Annotated in this window: 22 protein-coding genes; 6 read left to right on the top strand and 16 right to left on the bottom strand. The window is 71.1% G+C overall.

Translation table 11 applies throughout. From position 1 onward, the window contains the following. The first annotated feature begins 322 nt into the window (after positions 1-322). Positions 323-1072 (top strand): transposase family protein, encoded by a 750-nt coding sequence (locus ACH4J0_RS33680; RefSeq protein ID WP_396244792.1) that lies wholly within the window; start codon positions 323-325, stop codon positions 1070-1072. 58 nt (positions 1073-1130) lie between these two features. Here the strand turns inward: ACH4J0_RS33680 and ACH4J0_RS33685 are convergent, their stop codons facing one another. Further along, a complete protein-coding gene (locus ACH4J0_RS33685; RefSeq protein WP_396244794.1) occupies positions 1131-1895 on the bottom strand; it encodes a DUF6000 family protein in 765 nt (254 codons plus the stop codon). Here ACH4J0_RS33685 and ACH4J0_RS33690 point away from each other — a divergent pair. Continuing rightward, entirely contained in the window at positions 1882-2118 is a 237-nt protein-coding gene (locus ACH4J0_RS33690; RefSeq protein WP_396244795.1) for a recombinase, read from the top strand. The two genes, ACH4J0_RS33685 and ACH4J0_RS33690, sit on opposite strands and share 14 nt — an antisense overlap. Here ACH4J0_RS33690 and ACH4J0_RS33695 read toward each other — a convergent pair. Further along, positions 2105-2578: a hypothetical protein gene (locus ACH4J0_RS33695; protein ID WP_396244796.1), complete on the bottom strand. Its 474-nt coding sequence runs from the start codon at positions 2576-2578 to the stop codon at positions 2105-2107. The two genes, ACH4J0_RS33690 and ACH4J0_RS33695, sit on opposite strands and share 14 nt — an antisense overlap. A gap of 50 nt (positions 2579-2628) precedes the next feature. On the opposite strand from ACH4J0_RS33695, the gene ACH4J0_RS33700 reads away from it, so the two are divergent. The 3 genes from ACH4J0_RS33700 (at position 2629) to ACH4J0_RS33710 (ending at position 4879) form a co-directional block, all read left to right on the top strand. Beyond that, a complete protein-coding gene (locus ACH4J0_RS33700; protein ID WP_396244797.1) occupies positions 2629-3222 on the top strand; it encodes a hypothetical protein in 594 nt (197 codons plus the stop codon). Between the two features lie 692 nt (positions 3223-3914). Beyond that, entirely contained in the window at positions 3915-4250 is a 336-nt protein-coding gene (locus ACH4J0_RS33705) for a hypothetical protein (protein ID WP_396244799.1), read from the top strand. Between the two features lie 140 nt (positions 4251-4390). Next, positions 4391-4879, top strand: coding sequence for a DUF4265 domain-containing protein (locus tag ACH4J0_RS33710; RefSeq protein WP_396244800.1), 489 nt, complete (start codon positions 4391-4393; stop codon positions 4877-4879). Between the two features lie 19 nt (positions 4880-4898). On the opposite strand, the gene ACH4J0_RS33715 is transcribed toward ACH4J0_RS33710, so the two are convergent. From ACH4J0_RS33715 to ACH4J0_RS33770, 12 genes are all read right to left on the bottom strand, one after another. After that, positions 4899-5087, bottom strand: coding sequence for a hypothetical protein (locus ACH4J0_RS33715; protein WP_396244802.1), 189 nt, complete (start codon positions 5085-5087; stop codon positions 4899-4901). 351 nt (positions 5088-5438) lie between these two features. Further along, positions 5439-5585, bottom strand: a complete 147-nt coding sequence (locus ACH4J0_RS33720; protein ID WP_396244803.1) for a hypothetical protein — start codon at positions 5583-5585, stop codon at positions 5439-5441. A gap of 125 nt (positions 5586-5710) precedes the next feature. Further along, the gene (locus ACH4J0_RS33725; protein ID WP_396244805.1) at positions 5711-5965 is read right to left on the bottom strand and encodes a hypothetical protein; all 255 of its coding nucleotides are present in this window, start codon (positions 5963-5965) and stop codon (positions 5711-5713) included. A gap of 290 nt (positions 5966-6255) precedes the next feature. Beyond that, the gene (locus tag ACH4J0_RS33730) at positions 6256-6654 is read right to left on the bottom strand and encodes an RRQRL motif-containing zinc-binding protein (protein WP_396244806.1); all 399 of its coding nucleotides are present in this window, start codon (positions 6652-6654) and stop codon (positions 6256-6258) included. Positions 6655-6673: 19 nt separating this feature from the next. After that, positions 6674-6820, bottom strand: a complete 147-nt coding sequence (locus tag ACH4J0_RS33735; RefSeq protein ID WP_396244808.1) for a hypothetical protein — start codon at positions 6818-6820, stop codon at positions 6674-6676. 92 nt (positions 6821-6912) lie between these two features. Next, complete coding sequence (locus ACH4J0_RS33740) at positions 6913-7269, bottom strand: hypothetical protein (protein WP_396244810.1); 357 nt, start codon at positions 7267-7269, stop codon at positions 6913-6915. 124 nt (positions 7270-7393) lie between these two features. Beyond that, positions 7394-7633, bottom strand: a complete 240-nt coding sequence (locus tag ACH4J0_RS33745; protein ID WP_396244811.1) for a hypothetical protein — start codon at positions 7631-7633, stop codon at positions 7394-7396. A gap of 96 nt (positions 7634-7729) precedes the next feature. Further along, a complete protein-coding gene (locus ACH4J0_RS33750; RefSeq protein ID WP_396244812.1) occupies positions 7730-8491 on the bottom strand; it encodes a hypothetical protein in 762 nt (253 codons plus the stop codon). A 162-nt stretch (positions 8492-8653) separates the two neighbouring features. Then, complete coding sequence (locus ACH4J0_RS33755) at positions 8654-9043, bottom strand: hypothetical protein (protein ID WP_396244813.1); 390 nt, start codon at positions 9041-9043, stop codon at positions 8654-8656. A 128-nt stretch (positions 9044-9171) separates the two neighbouring features. Next, on the bottom strand, positions 9172-9819 hold the full coding sequence (locus tag ACH4J0_RS33760; protein ID WP_396244815.1) for a hypothetical protein: 648 nt from the start codon (positions 9817-9819) through the stop codon (positions 9172-9174). A 115-nt stretch (positions 9820-9934) separates the two neighbouring features. After that, positions 9935-10303, bottom strand: coding sequence for a hypothetical protein (locus ACH4J0_RS33765; RefSeq protein WP_030557382.1), 369 nt, complete (start codon positions 10301-10303; stop codon positions 9935-9937). 44 nt (positions 10304-10347) lie between these two features. Then, a complete protein-coding gene (locus ACH4J0_RS33770) occupies positions 10348-10542 on the bottom strand; it encodes a hypothetical protein (protein ID WP_030557381.1) in 195 nt (64 codons plus the stop codon). Positions 10543-10656: 114 nt separating this feature from the next. On the opposite strand from ACH4J0_RS33770, the gene ACH4J0_RS33775 reads away from it, so the two are divergent. Continuing rightward, positions 10657-10884: a hypothetical protein gene (locus ACH4J0_RS33775; RefSeq protein WP_141763658.1), complete on the top strand. Its 228-nt coding sequence runs from the start codon at positions 10657-10659 to the stop codon at positions 10882-10884. Positions 10885-10902: 18 nt separating this feature from the next. Here ACH4J0_RS33775 and ACH4J0_RS33780 read toward each other — a convergent pair whose 3' ends face one another. Then, positions 10903-12366: a transfer protein gene (locus ACH4J0_RS33780; RefSeq protein ID WP_396244818.1), complete on the bottom strand. Its 1464-nt coding sequence runs from the start codon at positions 12364-12366 to the stop codon at positions 10903-10905. Continuing rightward, positions 12363-13202, bottom strand: a complete 840-nt coding sequence (locus ACH4J0_RS33785) for a hypothetical protein (protein ID WP_396244819.1) — start codon at positions 13200-13202, stop codon at positions 12363-12365. The genes ACH4J0_RS33780 and ACH4J0_RS33785 overlap by 4 nt, the downstream gene beginning before the upstream one ends. Positions 13203-13255 lie beyond the last annotated feature (53 nt).

A 13255-nucleotide genomic window follows, 5' to 3' on the forward strand; every position in this document is an offset into this window, starting at 1 on the left:
CGGGCGGCGACGGCCCGCTGCAGGCCAAGGACGTGGCCCGTGAGCTGGGGCTGGATACGGTGCCGGCGAAGGTGGAGCCGGTGCGCGGGAAGCTGCGCAAGCTGGCCGAGCGCGGCTGGATCACCCGAACCCCGGCGGGACGCTACCTGCCCAGGTAGCCCGCCACCGGCCTGGCACGGCACAACGGCCGATTTGCGCCGCAACGCGGGTGCCCTCGGCTGGAGTTGGGCTGTGTATGAACAAAACCACCAGCCCAGCCGGGGACGCTGTCAGCCTTGTCTACTGCGTCCGCCTGCCGCTGTCCGGCCGGACCGTCGACTACGTGGCCGGCCTGATCCGCGCCCACCGCAAGAAGATCCGCTCCCGCTGGCGCAAGCTGGACGCCGGGCGGATCGCGGTCATAGTGCTGGCCCACCTGCGCAATGACGAGCGGCTGGCCGACCTGGCCGGCGGCAACGCGGTCTCGGTCTCCACGGTGCGCCGGTGGGTGCTGGAGGTGATCGACCTGCTGGCCGCACGCTCTCCCCGCCTGGACCGCGCGCTGGCGAAGGTGGCCAAGGACAGCGGGTGCGTGGTGCTGTTGGACGGCACGCTGATCCGTACCCGGCGGCGCAGTGGGCGGGCGAACCGGAAGAACTACTCAGGGAAGCACAAGGCGCATGGCCTGCTGTTTCTCGCCCTGACCGATGCGAAGGGCCGGCTGTTATGGATCTCCTCGGCCCGCCGCGGCGCCTGCAGCGAGATCGCAGCCGCCCGCTACGAGAAGCTGTGCGCGCGGCTGCGGGAGTTTCAGCTGGGAGCGGTGGCCGATCTGGGGTTCGTCGGCCTGGACGACGGGGCCCAGGAACAGCCGGCGGTCATCACGGGCTTCAAGGCGAGCGGCGGCAAGCGCCTCTCGTCCCCGAAGAAGGTCGCGAACCGGCTGATCAGCAGCCTGCGAGCGCCGGTCGAGCACGGCTTCGCAAGCCTGAAGACCTTCCGGATCCTGACCAAGGTGCGCATGCACCCGCGGCACGCAACCGCGCTGGTGCGGGCCCTGCTGGTACTGACGCACCACCAGGTCGCCCGGTGACGGATGATCTCCCCGCGACGATCACCGTGATGAACTGCGCGAGCATCCCAACGACTCGTCACACCAGGGCCGGTGACCTGCACCAATCACGATGGAACTTCCTCATTCTGGCGAAGAGTTCAGCGCACTCGCTGGCGAGGGAACAGAGCTGGTCCACGACCTGCCGGTACTCCTGCGGATCCCGCACCATGTTCGACGTGGCATCGGTCCACTGCTGCCACAGGCCACCGGCGGCAAGGTATCGGGATGCTCGCTCGGTCCCGAGGACGGCATCGAGATGAAGCAGTGTGCTGAGAGCAAAGGTCTGGTCCCAGACGAGGTCGGGTTGAGGCAAGTAGCGATCAAGGTATCTGCAGACCAGATCGGCGTCCGCGCCGGTGCCGAAAGTGGCAAGAGTGATGCAGTATGACCCGCCGTAGGGGCCTCCGCTGGCCAGCAGGAGTTCGCCGATGCGGCTGCGGAACTCGGTCCTGCCGGCCACGGCAACCAGCCAGGAGGCAGTCCTGCACTCTCGCCAGCCGCCCTCGAAAAGGATGCCGAGTTCAGCGGGAGTGATCTCCCCGGCAGCCTGGACCAGCTCCCTCACGAACAACTCACGCTCAGGCCCGCTCAACCGCAGCGAGCTTCCACCCAGCCGCAGGTACCGCCGGCCGGGCGTGACGAATCGTCGGACCAGGTCCATCAGCTCGGGGTCGGTGTTGGCATGGCGCATGGCTGCATCTTTGCCCGGCGAGGACCCAGCTGCCAGCGATTTACACAGAGCCTCGAGTAGCGATCGCAAGTTCAGAGAAGCCTGCATCCGCTGCCCGATGCTCTCGATCAACCCGAAGATGATCCCGCGGCTCGATGAACTGGAGCAAGATCTCCTCGCTCGACGCGATCGGGCTACCGCCGAGGGCTGGCAGGGTGAGATCGAAGGGCTCGACCTCACCCTCACCTTTCTGCGGAGCAAGCGCGAGCAGGCGCGACGCTTCCAGCGTCAGGGCCCCGTCTCGCTCGGCCTCCCGGTGATTCCTCATCAAGAACCCCAGGTCACAGACGGGTGATCAGCAGCGCCGAGACGAGCAGTGCTCCGGAATGCAGGGCCTGATCTGCCAAATACATTCCATTGAGCCCGGCCGTCCGCAGCTCGGCGAAGGCCGGCGAGCCGGTGCGCTGCAGCAGCCAGCGCACCGGCCAGCGCCGGTCCAACAGGGCATGAGTGGCCGCCGACCAGGCGAACCCGGCGGCCAAGCCGGTCACCGACAGCGGCAGCGGGATGAACAGCCACACCAGGGCGAGAAGCGCGCCCATGACCAGGTGGTACTGGCCGACGTGGGCCAGGCACGCGGCCCATCCCCGGCGAGGGTTCACCCCGGCGGCCACGTCCTCCACCGTCGGCGCCCCCTTGTTCGTCGCCTGGTGGTCGCTCTGGCCGAACACGTGGTCCGCGACGTTGTGACCGACGGCCAGCACCGCCCAGGTCGAACCGAACGTCGCCAACATCGCGAGCTGCTCGATCGTCATCACCGGGCACCGCCAGCCGCAGCCAGGACGCCGTGGTCCAGAATCAGGTCATGGATGTCCCCAAGCTGCTGGAAGCCGCCTCCCTGCTGGTTCCCGAAGAGATCGCCACCGAGAACGACATCACGGTCAACGACGTCTGGGACTACCTCACCCACGACGAGTGGGAAGTGGCCCTCGGACTGCTGGAGGAACTCGGCGACGTCCACCCGCTTCCGCTCAGCTTCTGGGAAGCCCTGGCCACGGCGGCCGAGCAGATGCGGCTGGAGAAGAGCGCCGCCTGGTGCCATTGGCGCTGCATCGAGACCCGCAACGGCATCATCCGAGCCGACCTCACCCTCCGACCGGCCAGCGAGAGTCGTCGGCAGACGCCGTTCTCCGGAGCCGGCGTCCTGCGACCGATGTGGAACATCGGAAACCGAACCCCGACCGGCGAACCGACTCTCAACATCGCCGCGCTCTGGGTGGAGTTCACACCCCTCCTGGGGCCCGGCGAGCGATCCTCGGTGCGACTCGCACCCCTCGACCCCTCGCAGTGGCAGCATCTCCAGCCCGGCCAAGTGATCACCATGCACGAAGACCGAACCGTTGCTGGAACGGCTGTCGTCCTTGAGGTTCTGCCCCCGGCGCCCACGCCCACCGCATAGAAGCTGGCTTCCCACACTCCTGCCGTTAGTGCAGAGAAGATCGGCGAGGTACATGCCGTTGAGGCCGGCGCTGTGCAGTTCGGCGAAGTCGGGCGAGCCGGTGTGCTGCAGGATCCAGCGAACAGGGAATCGCCGGTCCAGGAGGGCGTGGGTCGCCATCGACCAAGCGAGGCCGGCGGTCAGGCCTGTCCAGCTCCAGTGCATCGGCAGGACCAGCCAGGTCAGTCCGAGCAGGACGGCCAGGACCAGGTGGTACTGCCCGACGTGGGCCAGGCACGCGCCCCAGCCACGTCGCGGGCTTGCGCCAGCAGCGACCTCTTCCCGGCTCGGGGCGCCCTTGTGGGCGGCCTGTCGATCGCTCTGGCCGAGCACGTGGTCAGCCAGGTTGTGGCCGACCATCAGCACCATCAGGGTCAGGGCGGTGGTGGCCAGGACGGTCAAGTTGTGGATCTCGGTACGCATGGCGGCGTCCCTCTTTCTCAGTCAATGGACATGGGTCAGCGGTCAACGGAATTGGGGCCGGTCCGGATCGCCAGCGGGCCGCGCTCGACGTCGATCACCGACTTGCCGATGTCGCGGTGCGCTGACATTGCCCGCAGTCCGGCCGCGAGGACCCACGGTGAAGCTGACCAGCTGCAACGGCTGCACTTTTCTGGACTACGGATGTCAGCCGGGTGAGGCATGATCCCGGCATGGTGGTGATGAAAAGTCGGATGGGTCTGCTGGCCAAACGACCGTCAAAGCCGACCGTGAGTGCGGCGATAGCAAACCTGCAGCGCGGCGGCGCCCTGATCCTCGAACGTGTGGATGAGGAGTCAGGAGACTGGTATGTCCAGGTTTGGATGCGTGAGGACAACACGTTCCAGCTGGAATACCGGGACGGCGTTCCTGCCGAGCACTACCAGACCCGGACTGTCTCGCGTGACAAGGTCATCGCGGCCATGCTCGGCTGGATGAAGGGCGAGTCCGACTGGAACGCCCCCTTCATGTGGAACAACATTGGGTCCTGGTTCGACGCTGAGAGCTAACCGGTCACCGCTCGCGGCTCTTCAGCACGCGGGGAAGGTGAACGTCGAGGTGCTCGGGCTGCCCGGGCCCCGCCGACAGCAGCAGTGATCAGCTACGGCATCATGGCAGGCCATCGGAGCTGGCCTTGGGGAGTGCCGTCATGCAGTTCATCGTCCACGAGCACCCGGTCGGACGGGCCGCGACCAACTACATCGCGCGCGCCGACCTGGCTCCCTTCGGACTGGAGGGCCAGGTCGAGCAGCTCTGGCTCAAAGCGATCAACGACGAGACCTACGAGGTCGCCTGCGTTCCGTTCTCGGTCTACGGGCTCGCCCTGGGCGACACCGTGCTCCTCAATGACGACGACTATGTCAGCGCCGTGGTCGGGACCTCTCGGCATCGAACGCTGCGGTTCCTGTTCATTCCTGATCTGCCTGCCAGCGACCTTCAGCCAGTTGCTGAGAGGGTCAAGACCGAGATCACCGCTGCCGGATTGCTGAGCGAGTGGAACGGCGACCGCTTCGTCGCTGTAGATGTCCCGCCCGGCGTTGAGCCCTCCGGACTGTTCTCTGTCATGGAGGCGGTGGTCAACGCTGGCCATGCCTTCTGGGAATGGGCCGACGCGAAGCCGTTCGCAAGCCGATCTTGATGCCTCACTTCGAGTTCACTCAACGCAAGCTGAGCGCCAGGTCCTTGGTGCAGAGAAGGTCAAGCTCCATCAGAGCGCTGCCAGGTCCGGACAGTTCGGCCCTGACCGTGCCGTCGGCGGCGACGCGGGCGGCGGTGCAGTGGTCGATGTACCCCTTCTTGCCGGCCTTCTTGGCGAGCCAGAGCAGCGGTTCGCGTCGGTCGATCACGGCGTGGGTGGCCGCGTTGATCGCGGCACCGACCAGCAGGGCCCCGGTCGGGACCCGGTAGCCCAGCGCCCGGGTGGCCGCGACCGTTCAGCTGGCCGGCGGTGTACGAGGCGACGTGCCGGGCGACGCTGAGGCGGCCGAGTTCGGTGGCGGTCATGGTCGGCTCGCCGGTGCGGTCCTCGGTCTCCTGCCCGACGGGCGTGCCGTCGCGGTAGACCAGGTGGTCCCCGTACATGCCCTTACAGGAGGCGTCATTCGACTTCTGGGCCCACTGATCGAGCGCAGGGTGCAGCTCGCCGAAGAGGCCGATCAGCGCGCCCAGCAGCGCGAGGCGCTCGATGTTGAGGTGCTTCATCGGGCCACCTCCACCGGGACGCGGGAGTGGCTGGACACGGCGGGTGCCGCGTTAATCCAGTGGTCACCGACGTCGGCGCTGGCGCGCAGCAGGGCGTAGGCGGTGGCGAAGCGGGCGGCGGGAGCGGTGTGGGCGGTCTTCACGGTGCCTCCGGATTCGTGTGTCGGCCGGGCGGCCGCGCCGCGCACCACGGCGCCCCGCTGCCCGGGCCTGGTGGGCGCGGGGGATGGGGCGTGGTGGTGGGCAGCGTCAGGGCCCGGGACGAGAGTCAGAGGTGTTGGAGTTCGGCGGTGCTCGGGGCGGCGGGCAGGGCGCGGGAGGCGGCGGCCGCCACGCGCTGGCGCAGCTCCTCAGCGGTTCGCAGGGAGTCGAGCAGTTCCCGGTAGAGCGCGTACTGGCCCGGGTTGTCGAGGTCGAGGTTGGTCTCGGCCGCGGCCACGAGGCTGCACAGGTAGACGACGATGTCGGCGCTCTCCTGGTGCAGGTCGACCAGCCCGGGCTGGAAAGCGAGCGGGCCGGTCATTTTCCGCAAGGCGGAGCGGAGCTCGGCCGCGGGCAGCGTCGAGGTTGGCCTCCAGAGCCGCGGCCAGGGCGGCCGGGTCGTGCAGGGCGAGCTCGTGGCCGAGGCGGCGTACCAGGCGGGCGGGCAGGAAGCGAAGCAGGCGGTTCACGGTGGCCTCCGGGGGTGGTGGCGGATGTCGGCCGGGCGGCCGCGCCGCGCACCACCGCGCCCCGCCGCCGCGGCCTGGCTGGTGGCCAGGGGGCGGAGCACGGTGGTGGGCAGCGTCACGGCCCGGTGGAACGGGGGGGTCGTCAGGCCGCGGCGAGGGCGGCGAGCTGCTCGCGCTCCTCGTCGGACAGTTCGCTGCACGGCAGGCAGGAGCCGAGCGAGCGCAGCGGCAGGCAGAAGTCGTAGGTGACTTTGCAGACTGGGCACGTCATCCGCGCCTTCATCGCGGCGGCGAGGGCGAGGGCGCGGGCCGGGGTCATCGGCCGCACCGGCTTGGCGCCGGCGACCGGGAAGAGATGGCCGACGCGTTTGCCGCCCCGACAGACGACCTGGGCGGCGACCGGCTGACCGCCCGGGCGCAGGCCCATCTCGCGCAGCTGGCGGCGGGTTGCCAGCCGCTCCTTCTCGGGGCCGAACTTCCAGGGGAAGGTCGGGGTGCCGCCGTGGTGCTCGCCGGTCGGGTCGAGGTCGATCGCGCGCACTGCACTCTCCTTCCTGGGCTCAGTCGGCGGCGGCCTGCTGCTCGAAGTGGTCGGCGAGGTGGCGCAGGATGCCGACCACGGTGGCGGCCGGGATCCGGCCGTGGACGTCTGCGACGCTGTTCTTGTCGACGGTGATGATCAGCGGGTAGTCGTCGGTGTTGATCACCTTGACGTCGAAGTCGGGCGCGGCTTCCTCTCGGTGGGCTGGTTGGGGGCACGCGAGCGGCCGGACCGCGCGGGCGGTCCCGGCCGGGCTGGTCAGAAGTCGCGGGGGTCGCCGTTGGCGTCCGCGAGCTCGCACGCGGCGTCGTAGGCGGTGGAGCGCAGCGCCTTGCCAGCGCCCTGCAGCAGGGCGGTCCGCGCGGCGTCGTCCTCAGCCTGATGGGCGTAGCCGAGCCGGATCGCGACGTCCTCCATCGCCTCGGCCCAGTTCCAGAAGCGGCAGTGGTTGAGGGTGTCGGCGGCGTCCCGGGCGAGCTGGACGAGCTCGGCGGGGGTGGCGGCGGTCGGGTCGGCGGGGACGGTGTTGCCGGTGTCGCTGCCAGCGATGTAGGCGAGCGCCTTGCCGTGGTGCTCGGCAAGGCTGGCGAAGGTCGGGGTGGCGGTCTTGGACATGGTCGCTCCCTGGTGTTGGTGTCGGCCGGGTGGCCGCGCCGCACACCGGCCCCGCCCCCTGCGGCCCGGCTGGGTGCCGGGCTGCGGGGTGGGGCCGGTGGTCAGCGTGATGACCCGGACGGGATCAGTGGGAGAGGCTGTAGACGAGCAGGGCGAGCACCGCCAGGGCCAGGAGGACGGCCTTCGGCGAGATGCCTCTGGAGGCCTCCAGGCGTTTGATCTCGGCGTAGATCGCGTCGCATTCCTTGGTCAGGCCGTCGTGGGCGAAGGTGCCAGGCACCGAGTTGGCGAGGGTCGCGGAGCGGGCGTGGTGCAGCTGGCGAAGTTCGGCAAGTCGTGCGTCACGGGATATGGACCAGGCCATCGGGCGGGTGCCCCTTTCGGATGGGCGGATGGGTGGGTGTGGTGGCGGCCGGCCCGGCACGCTTGGGCGCGCCGGACCGCCCGGGTCGTGGTGGTGCTACTGCTCCCGGGCCGGGTCGGTGTCCTGAGCGGGACCGGGCTGCGCGGGGATGGTGACGTTGATGGTCGGAGCGGCGACCTCGTTGCGGGGCATGTTGTAGATGACCGGGCGCAGCGAGAAGGACAGCCCGCGCAGGGCGAACAGGGAGACGAAGGCGATGGCGGCGGCGGTGATGCCGACGGCGACCGGGCGCCCGGCGGGGTCGGTGCCAGCCCAGACCATCGCGAGGGCGGCGCACGACCAGGTGGTCCACGCCAGGCGCGCGGTGGCGCCCCTGGTGACGAACGCGATCAGAGCGGCAGCCAGGCCGGTGGCCTTCCACAGGGTGTAGGCCACGGTGCCCGTGACGGGCAGGATGCCAGCCGTGCGGGAGTCCAGGTAGCGGTGAACGGGGTCGGTGACGGTCCGTACGAGGCCGGTGCTGTGGGCGGGCAGGGTGGTCGGCAGGTGAACCGCGTTCACCAGGTCGGTGAGCGCGGTCAGGAGGATGCCGCCGGCGGCGGCGAGCAGCAGCACGCCGGCGGTGAGGGCGAGCAGGTAGACGACGGCCTTGATCCACGGCTGGGCGTCGTCCCAGTCGCCGTTCAGCGCGGCGAGGACTTCACGGCGGCGCCGGTCCAGGACGCTGCCGGGGGCGGTGAGCTTGCGGGCGCGCTGGGCGGCGGCGGCACGCAGCGTGCCGGGGGCGTCGCCGGCCTTCGGGTCGGGCTGCTCCTGGCCGAAGGGGGCGAACGGGTTGGGCCGGCTGGGCTGGTTCATGGCGTGGTCCTGTTCTCGGGTTGGTGGCGCGGACGCCGGGGCGGATGCACATCGGATTGGGGTGTGGCCGGTCGGCCGACGTCGCCCCCGGACGCACCGCGCCCGCCCGGCCGATTCGGCGGGGCGGGCGCAGGCGGGCCGGGGACGAGGCCGGGCGGCCGGTCAGTCCTGCGCGCCGCCGGGCAGGGCGGGGGTGTCGGTGCCGGTCACCGCGGTGGTGCGCTGGGCGGCGATCCACGCACCGGCGGCGGTCATGATCCGGCCGTCGTCGAGCGCGGTGAGCGGGGCGGTGTCGATGTCGTGCATGAACTCGGCCGGGTCGAAGGGCCGGGTGTACAGGACGGGGGCCTTCTCGATGACCGCGCCGCTGGCCAGGACAAGGAGCTTGACCTTCCCCGGGGCGTACAGGCCCCAGTCGCCCAGGACACGGCAGATCAGGGTGTGGTCGTTCTCGCCCTTGAGGTAGCGGTCGATGTCGCGGTAGAGCACGTAGTCGCCCGTGACGGGGGTGGAGGTCTTGGTGCGGGCGGGCTGGACGGAGGGCTGGTTCACAGCGGTTTTCCCTTCACATGGTGGGGTCGGCCGGTCGGCCGGCGACGTCCCCGGACGCGCCGCGCCCGCCTGGCCGAGTGGCGGGGCGGGCGCAGGCGGGCCGGGGGCGAGGCCGGTGGACCGGCTGGTCAGCCGTTGTGGTTGCTGATGGAACCGCGCCAGCCGGCGGACTGCTTGCCGATGGTCGTGGTGTGGGTGCGGTGGACCAGGGCCAGCACCGTGCCGGTCGCGCTGGCGCCCTCGCCGGCGGCGTTCGCGCTCGCCCCGGCGCCGGTGCCGGCCGCAACGGAGCGCAGCTTGCCGAGCAGCCCGGAGACGCCGAGCACGACCAGGGCGACCAGGAGCCCGGCCCACTTGAGGAGGTCACCGATCTGGCCGGCGTGCGGGGCGACCTCGGCGACGGCGGCGCCGAGCATCCACACCGCGCCACCGGCCGCGAGGGCGGCGATCGAGCCGTACAGGACGTACTGGCGCACCGCCAGCGACAGGCCCGGGTCGACGGCCGGCGCGGCCGCGACGGGGGCGGGGCCCAGGGCGTCGATGGCCCGGCGGTGGTCGGCCAGGCGGGCCGCCATGGCGTCCAGGTGGGCGCTCACGTCGAAGACGGGCACGGCGGTGGCCTGGCCGTCGACGATCGCGGGCACGCAGGTTGCGTCCCCGCAGTCCGCGTTCAGCGGCACGGCGACGAGCTGCCCGTTCATGGTGGTGGGCGCGTAGCCGCGCTCGAGGAGGATGACCTGCGAGTCGTGGTTCGGGGTGTGGTCGGTGCCGGGCACGGGGTCTCCTTCGGGGAAGCGGGTGGGCGGGGCGCCGCGGCGCCTTCTCGGGCCGCCGGATGTGCCCGCGCCGGTGGCGGGCGCATCCGGCGGCCCTGGGAGAGGCCGGGAGCGGTTACTGCTTGGGGAGGCGGCGGTCGCCGTTGATGCGGCGGGTGGGGCCGGCGGCGAGGATCTCCCGGATCAGGCGGGCTGCTTCGGGGGACTGCTTGCCGCTGCGCACCTGGCCGATCAGGAGCTCGGCCTCGTCGACCATGACGATGGTGTGGGGCGGGCCGGGCTGCAGCTGCGGCCGGCGGGGCGCGGCGGGCAGTGCCCTGCGGTGGCGCAGCTGCATCGCCTCCCGCAGGGCGGTGAGCGCCCGGACGGTCTCCTCGGCGGTGTTGTTGAAGGGGCGGGGTCGCATGCGCGGGTCGTGGGCGGCCTCGGCGAGGAGCAGGTCGACGGGCCCGAGCGGGGCGGCGGGTGTGCGGCGGGTGTCCATGGGCGGGGTCCTTCCCGGGCGGTGCGGGGGCGGTTGGCGGGTGGTCAGAAGCGGATGCTGGCGAGGAGGTGGACCGCGCCGCCGAGGAAGGCCTGGATCGTCGGGGCGGCGCCGGTGGTGGCGAGGCTGAAGCCGAAGGCGCCGACGGTCAGGCTGGGCAGGATCCGCAGCCGGCCGAACCGGTAGAGGACGACGACGACGATGCCGAGCACGGCGGTGAGGGAGGCGGTGACGATCACGGTTGGCTCCTGGCGGCGTGTGGGAACGGGTGCGGTTGAAGGGCTGCCGGGCGGGCCGACGGTGCGTCAGGCTGGTGGCCGGCAGACGGTGGAGCGGGAGAGAGGGTGCACGGCGTGGGGTTCATCCGGCGTGAGGGGTTCGTCTTCGAGCAGGTGGTCTCGGACGACAACGTGATCTACGACGCGTACACGGACGACGACGGGGTGGTGCACCTGTCGGACGACTACGAGCCAGGCCTGGAGATCCGCGTGGCCGGGGTCGTGATCGGCGGGTTCATCTACGAGGCCCGCACCGACGAGTGGGGCCGGGTGTACCTGGTGGACGACGAGGACTACTGCTGAGCCCTCGCCGTCCCGCCCTTACTCGCGCAGGCCCCGCAGGGCGTTGCGGACGCTGCCGAGGCCGACCTGGCGGCCGCCGTCGGCGTTGACGGCCGCGAGGATCTCGTGGATGTCCAGGTCCTCGCCGTCGGTGTTCTCCAGGACGGCTTGGACGCGGTCGGCGAGGGTGAGGCGGGAGGCCGGCCGCGGCTCGCGCTCCGGGGTGGGGATGACCGGGACCGGTGCGCTGCGCGCCCGACCACCGCCGTTGCCTCCCCGGTTCCCTCCCCCGCCGTTGCCGGCCCGTCCCCGGCCGCCTGCGCCGCCGCTTTCGGGGTCGTCGACCTTCTCCGGGCAGGCCAGCTGGTAGGCCTCCAGGCCGTCCAGCTTCTTGACGTAGGCCTCGCCCGCGGCCTCCCAGGACTCCTCTTCGAGTACCTGGTGCGGGCCGTCGCCGTACAGGGCGAGCATCTCGGGGTCCAGGCCCTCGGTCGGCACCGGGGAGCCGACGCGGAAGAACCGCATCCGCGCCGTCGGCGACGGGCCGGACAGCAGGTAGCCGCTGCCCTGGGTGCCGGGCCGGTCCTCGTCCTCCACCGTGGTGTCGAACTGGGAGACCAGTTTGGCGGCGCCCGCGTACTTCGGGATGGAGGCGAGCTTCTGCCCGGCGGGCAGCAGGCCGTCGGAGACCAGCTGGCGCATCAGGTTCGACGTCCAGCGCAGGAGGATGACTTCGCCCTCCTTGAGCATGGAGCGCAGGGTGTCGGAGCCGCCGAGCTCCTCGAGGTGGCCGGCCTGGGCGAACAGCGCGATCCCCATCCCAAGGCTCCGGCCGGTGCGGCCGATGTCCTTGATGTAGAACGTCGCCTCGTCCCGGTACGGGGCGCCCTTCTCCAGCAGCCGGTTCGCCTCGTCCACCACCATGTACATCAGCGGATCGGGCCGGTTCATCAGGAACTTGGAGCGCCCGGCCTCGGCGTAGCGGCGCTCGCGCTCCTTCATGATGTTCCAGTAGGTGCGCAGCTGGGCGATGGCGCCTTCCTGCGTGTAGACGCACCAGTCGACGTTGTCGCGGGCCTCGGGTGCGGACTGGCCGCCCTTGAGGTCGGCGTAGAACACGCCGACGCCGGAGCGCTTCATGGCGGCGAGGATGATCTGCCCGCCGGTGGACTTGCCGGCGCCGGTGGTGCCGAAGAGCAGCATGCGCTGCGCCGAGCCGGACTTCGGGTCGTACAGGCGCAGCTTGGTGGGGCGGCCGTTGTGGTAGCTGCCGATCCAGATCCGGCCGGTGACGTCCATGACCAGGCAGTCGGGGTCGGGCATGAGGACGTCGGCGAGCGGGTCGTAGGGGTAGATGGTGACCAGGGCCCGGCTGCCCATGATCTCGATCGACAGCCGGGAGGGGTCGTCGATGTTCATGGCGTCGGCCAGACGGGCCGGGTCGCAGGTGATGATGTCGCCGGGCGGGGCCTGGACGGTCAGTTCGTAGATGGTGCCGCTCACGGGAGTTCCTTGGTGAGGTTGGTGACGGGGACCTTGCGGATCTCGGTGATCTGGGTGCCGGGCATGCCCTTGGGGGCGATGTTCTGGACCCAGTTGGTGTAGGGGTCGATGACCTGCTGCGGCGCGATGCCGACGTACAGGCGCCGGATGCCGGCGCCGTGGCCCTTGACCTTGGTGACGGTGATCTCCTCCTCGTCCCAGTCCAGGAGCGCGGAAAGGGCGGTGATGGAGATCGTGGGCACCGGCGTGCCGGGGGCTGCGGCGCGGATCAGCGCGGTCATGGACTTCTCGCCGGTGCGCTCCACGTCGGTCAGGACGGTGCCGGGGGCGACACCGCCCTCGACGGCGACCCGCTGCGCCCACCACAGGGACATCGGGTGGTTGGAGCCGGCCACCGCGAGGTCGGCGGCCTGCTGCTCCTGGACCTGCTGGACGGCCTGCGGGGTGAGGGAGCGTTCGCGGCCGGCCAGGACGCGGGCCATGCGGGCCGGGCGGACCTTCCAGGTGGCGACCGCCCAGAGCGCGTCCAGCGCGAACTCCCACCAGGTGGGGCTGGCGTGGACCAGGTGCTCGGTGACGAGCAGGCCGGCGGCGCTGACGGGGGAGGCGAGGTAGAGGGCGGTGGCGGCGTCGCGGACGCGGCCTGCGGGCAGGGTCGCGGACCATGCCAGGCCCCAGGCGGTGGCGGCTCCGGCGCCGGCGAGTGTGACGGCGAAGGGGAGGGTGTCGGTGGTGAGGGCGCCGACCGCAAGGCCTGCAGTGCCGGCGAGGGTGGCGGTGCGGCCGACGTAGCCGCGGGCGACGGCGATGCGCCCGCGCAGCGGGCCGAGGGACATCAACGGGGGTGCTCCTTCGCGGGTGCCGCCGGGGAAGCGGCGGGGATTTGGGG

This window comes from Kitasatospora sp. NPDC017646 (assembly GCF_044329365.1).
Taxonomy (GTDB): domain Bacteria; phylum Actinomycetota; class Actinomycetes; order Streptomycetales; family Streptomycetaceae; genus Kitasatospora.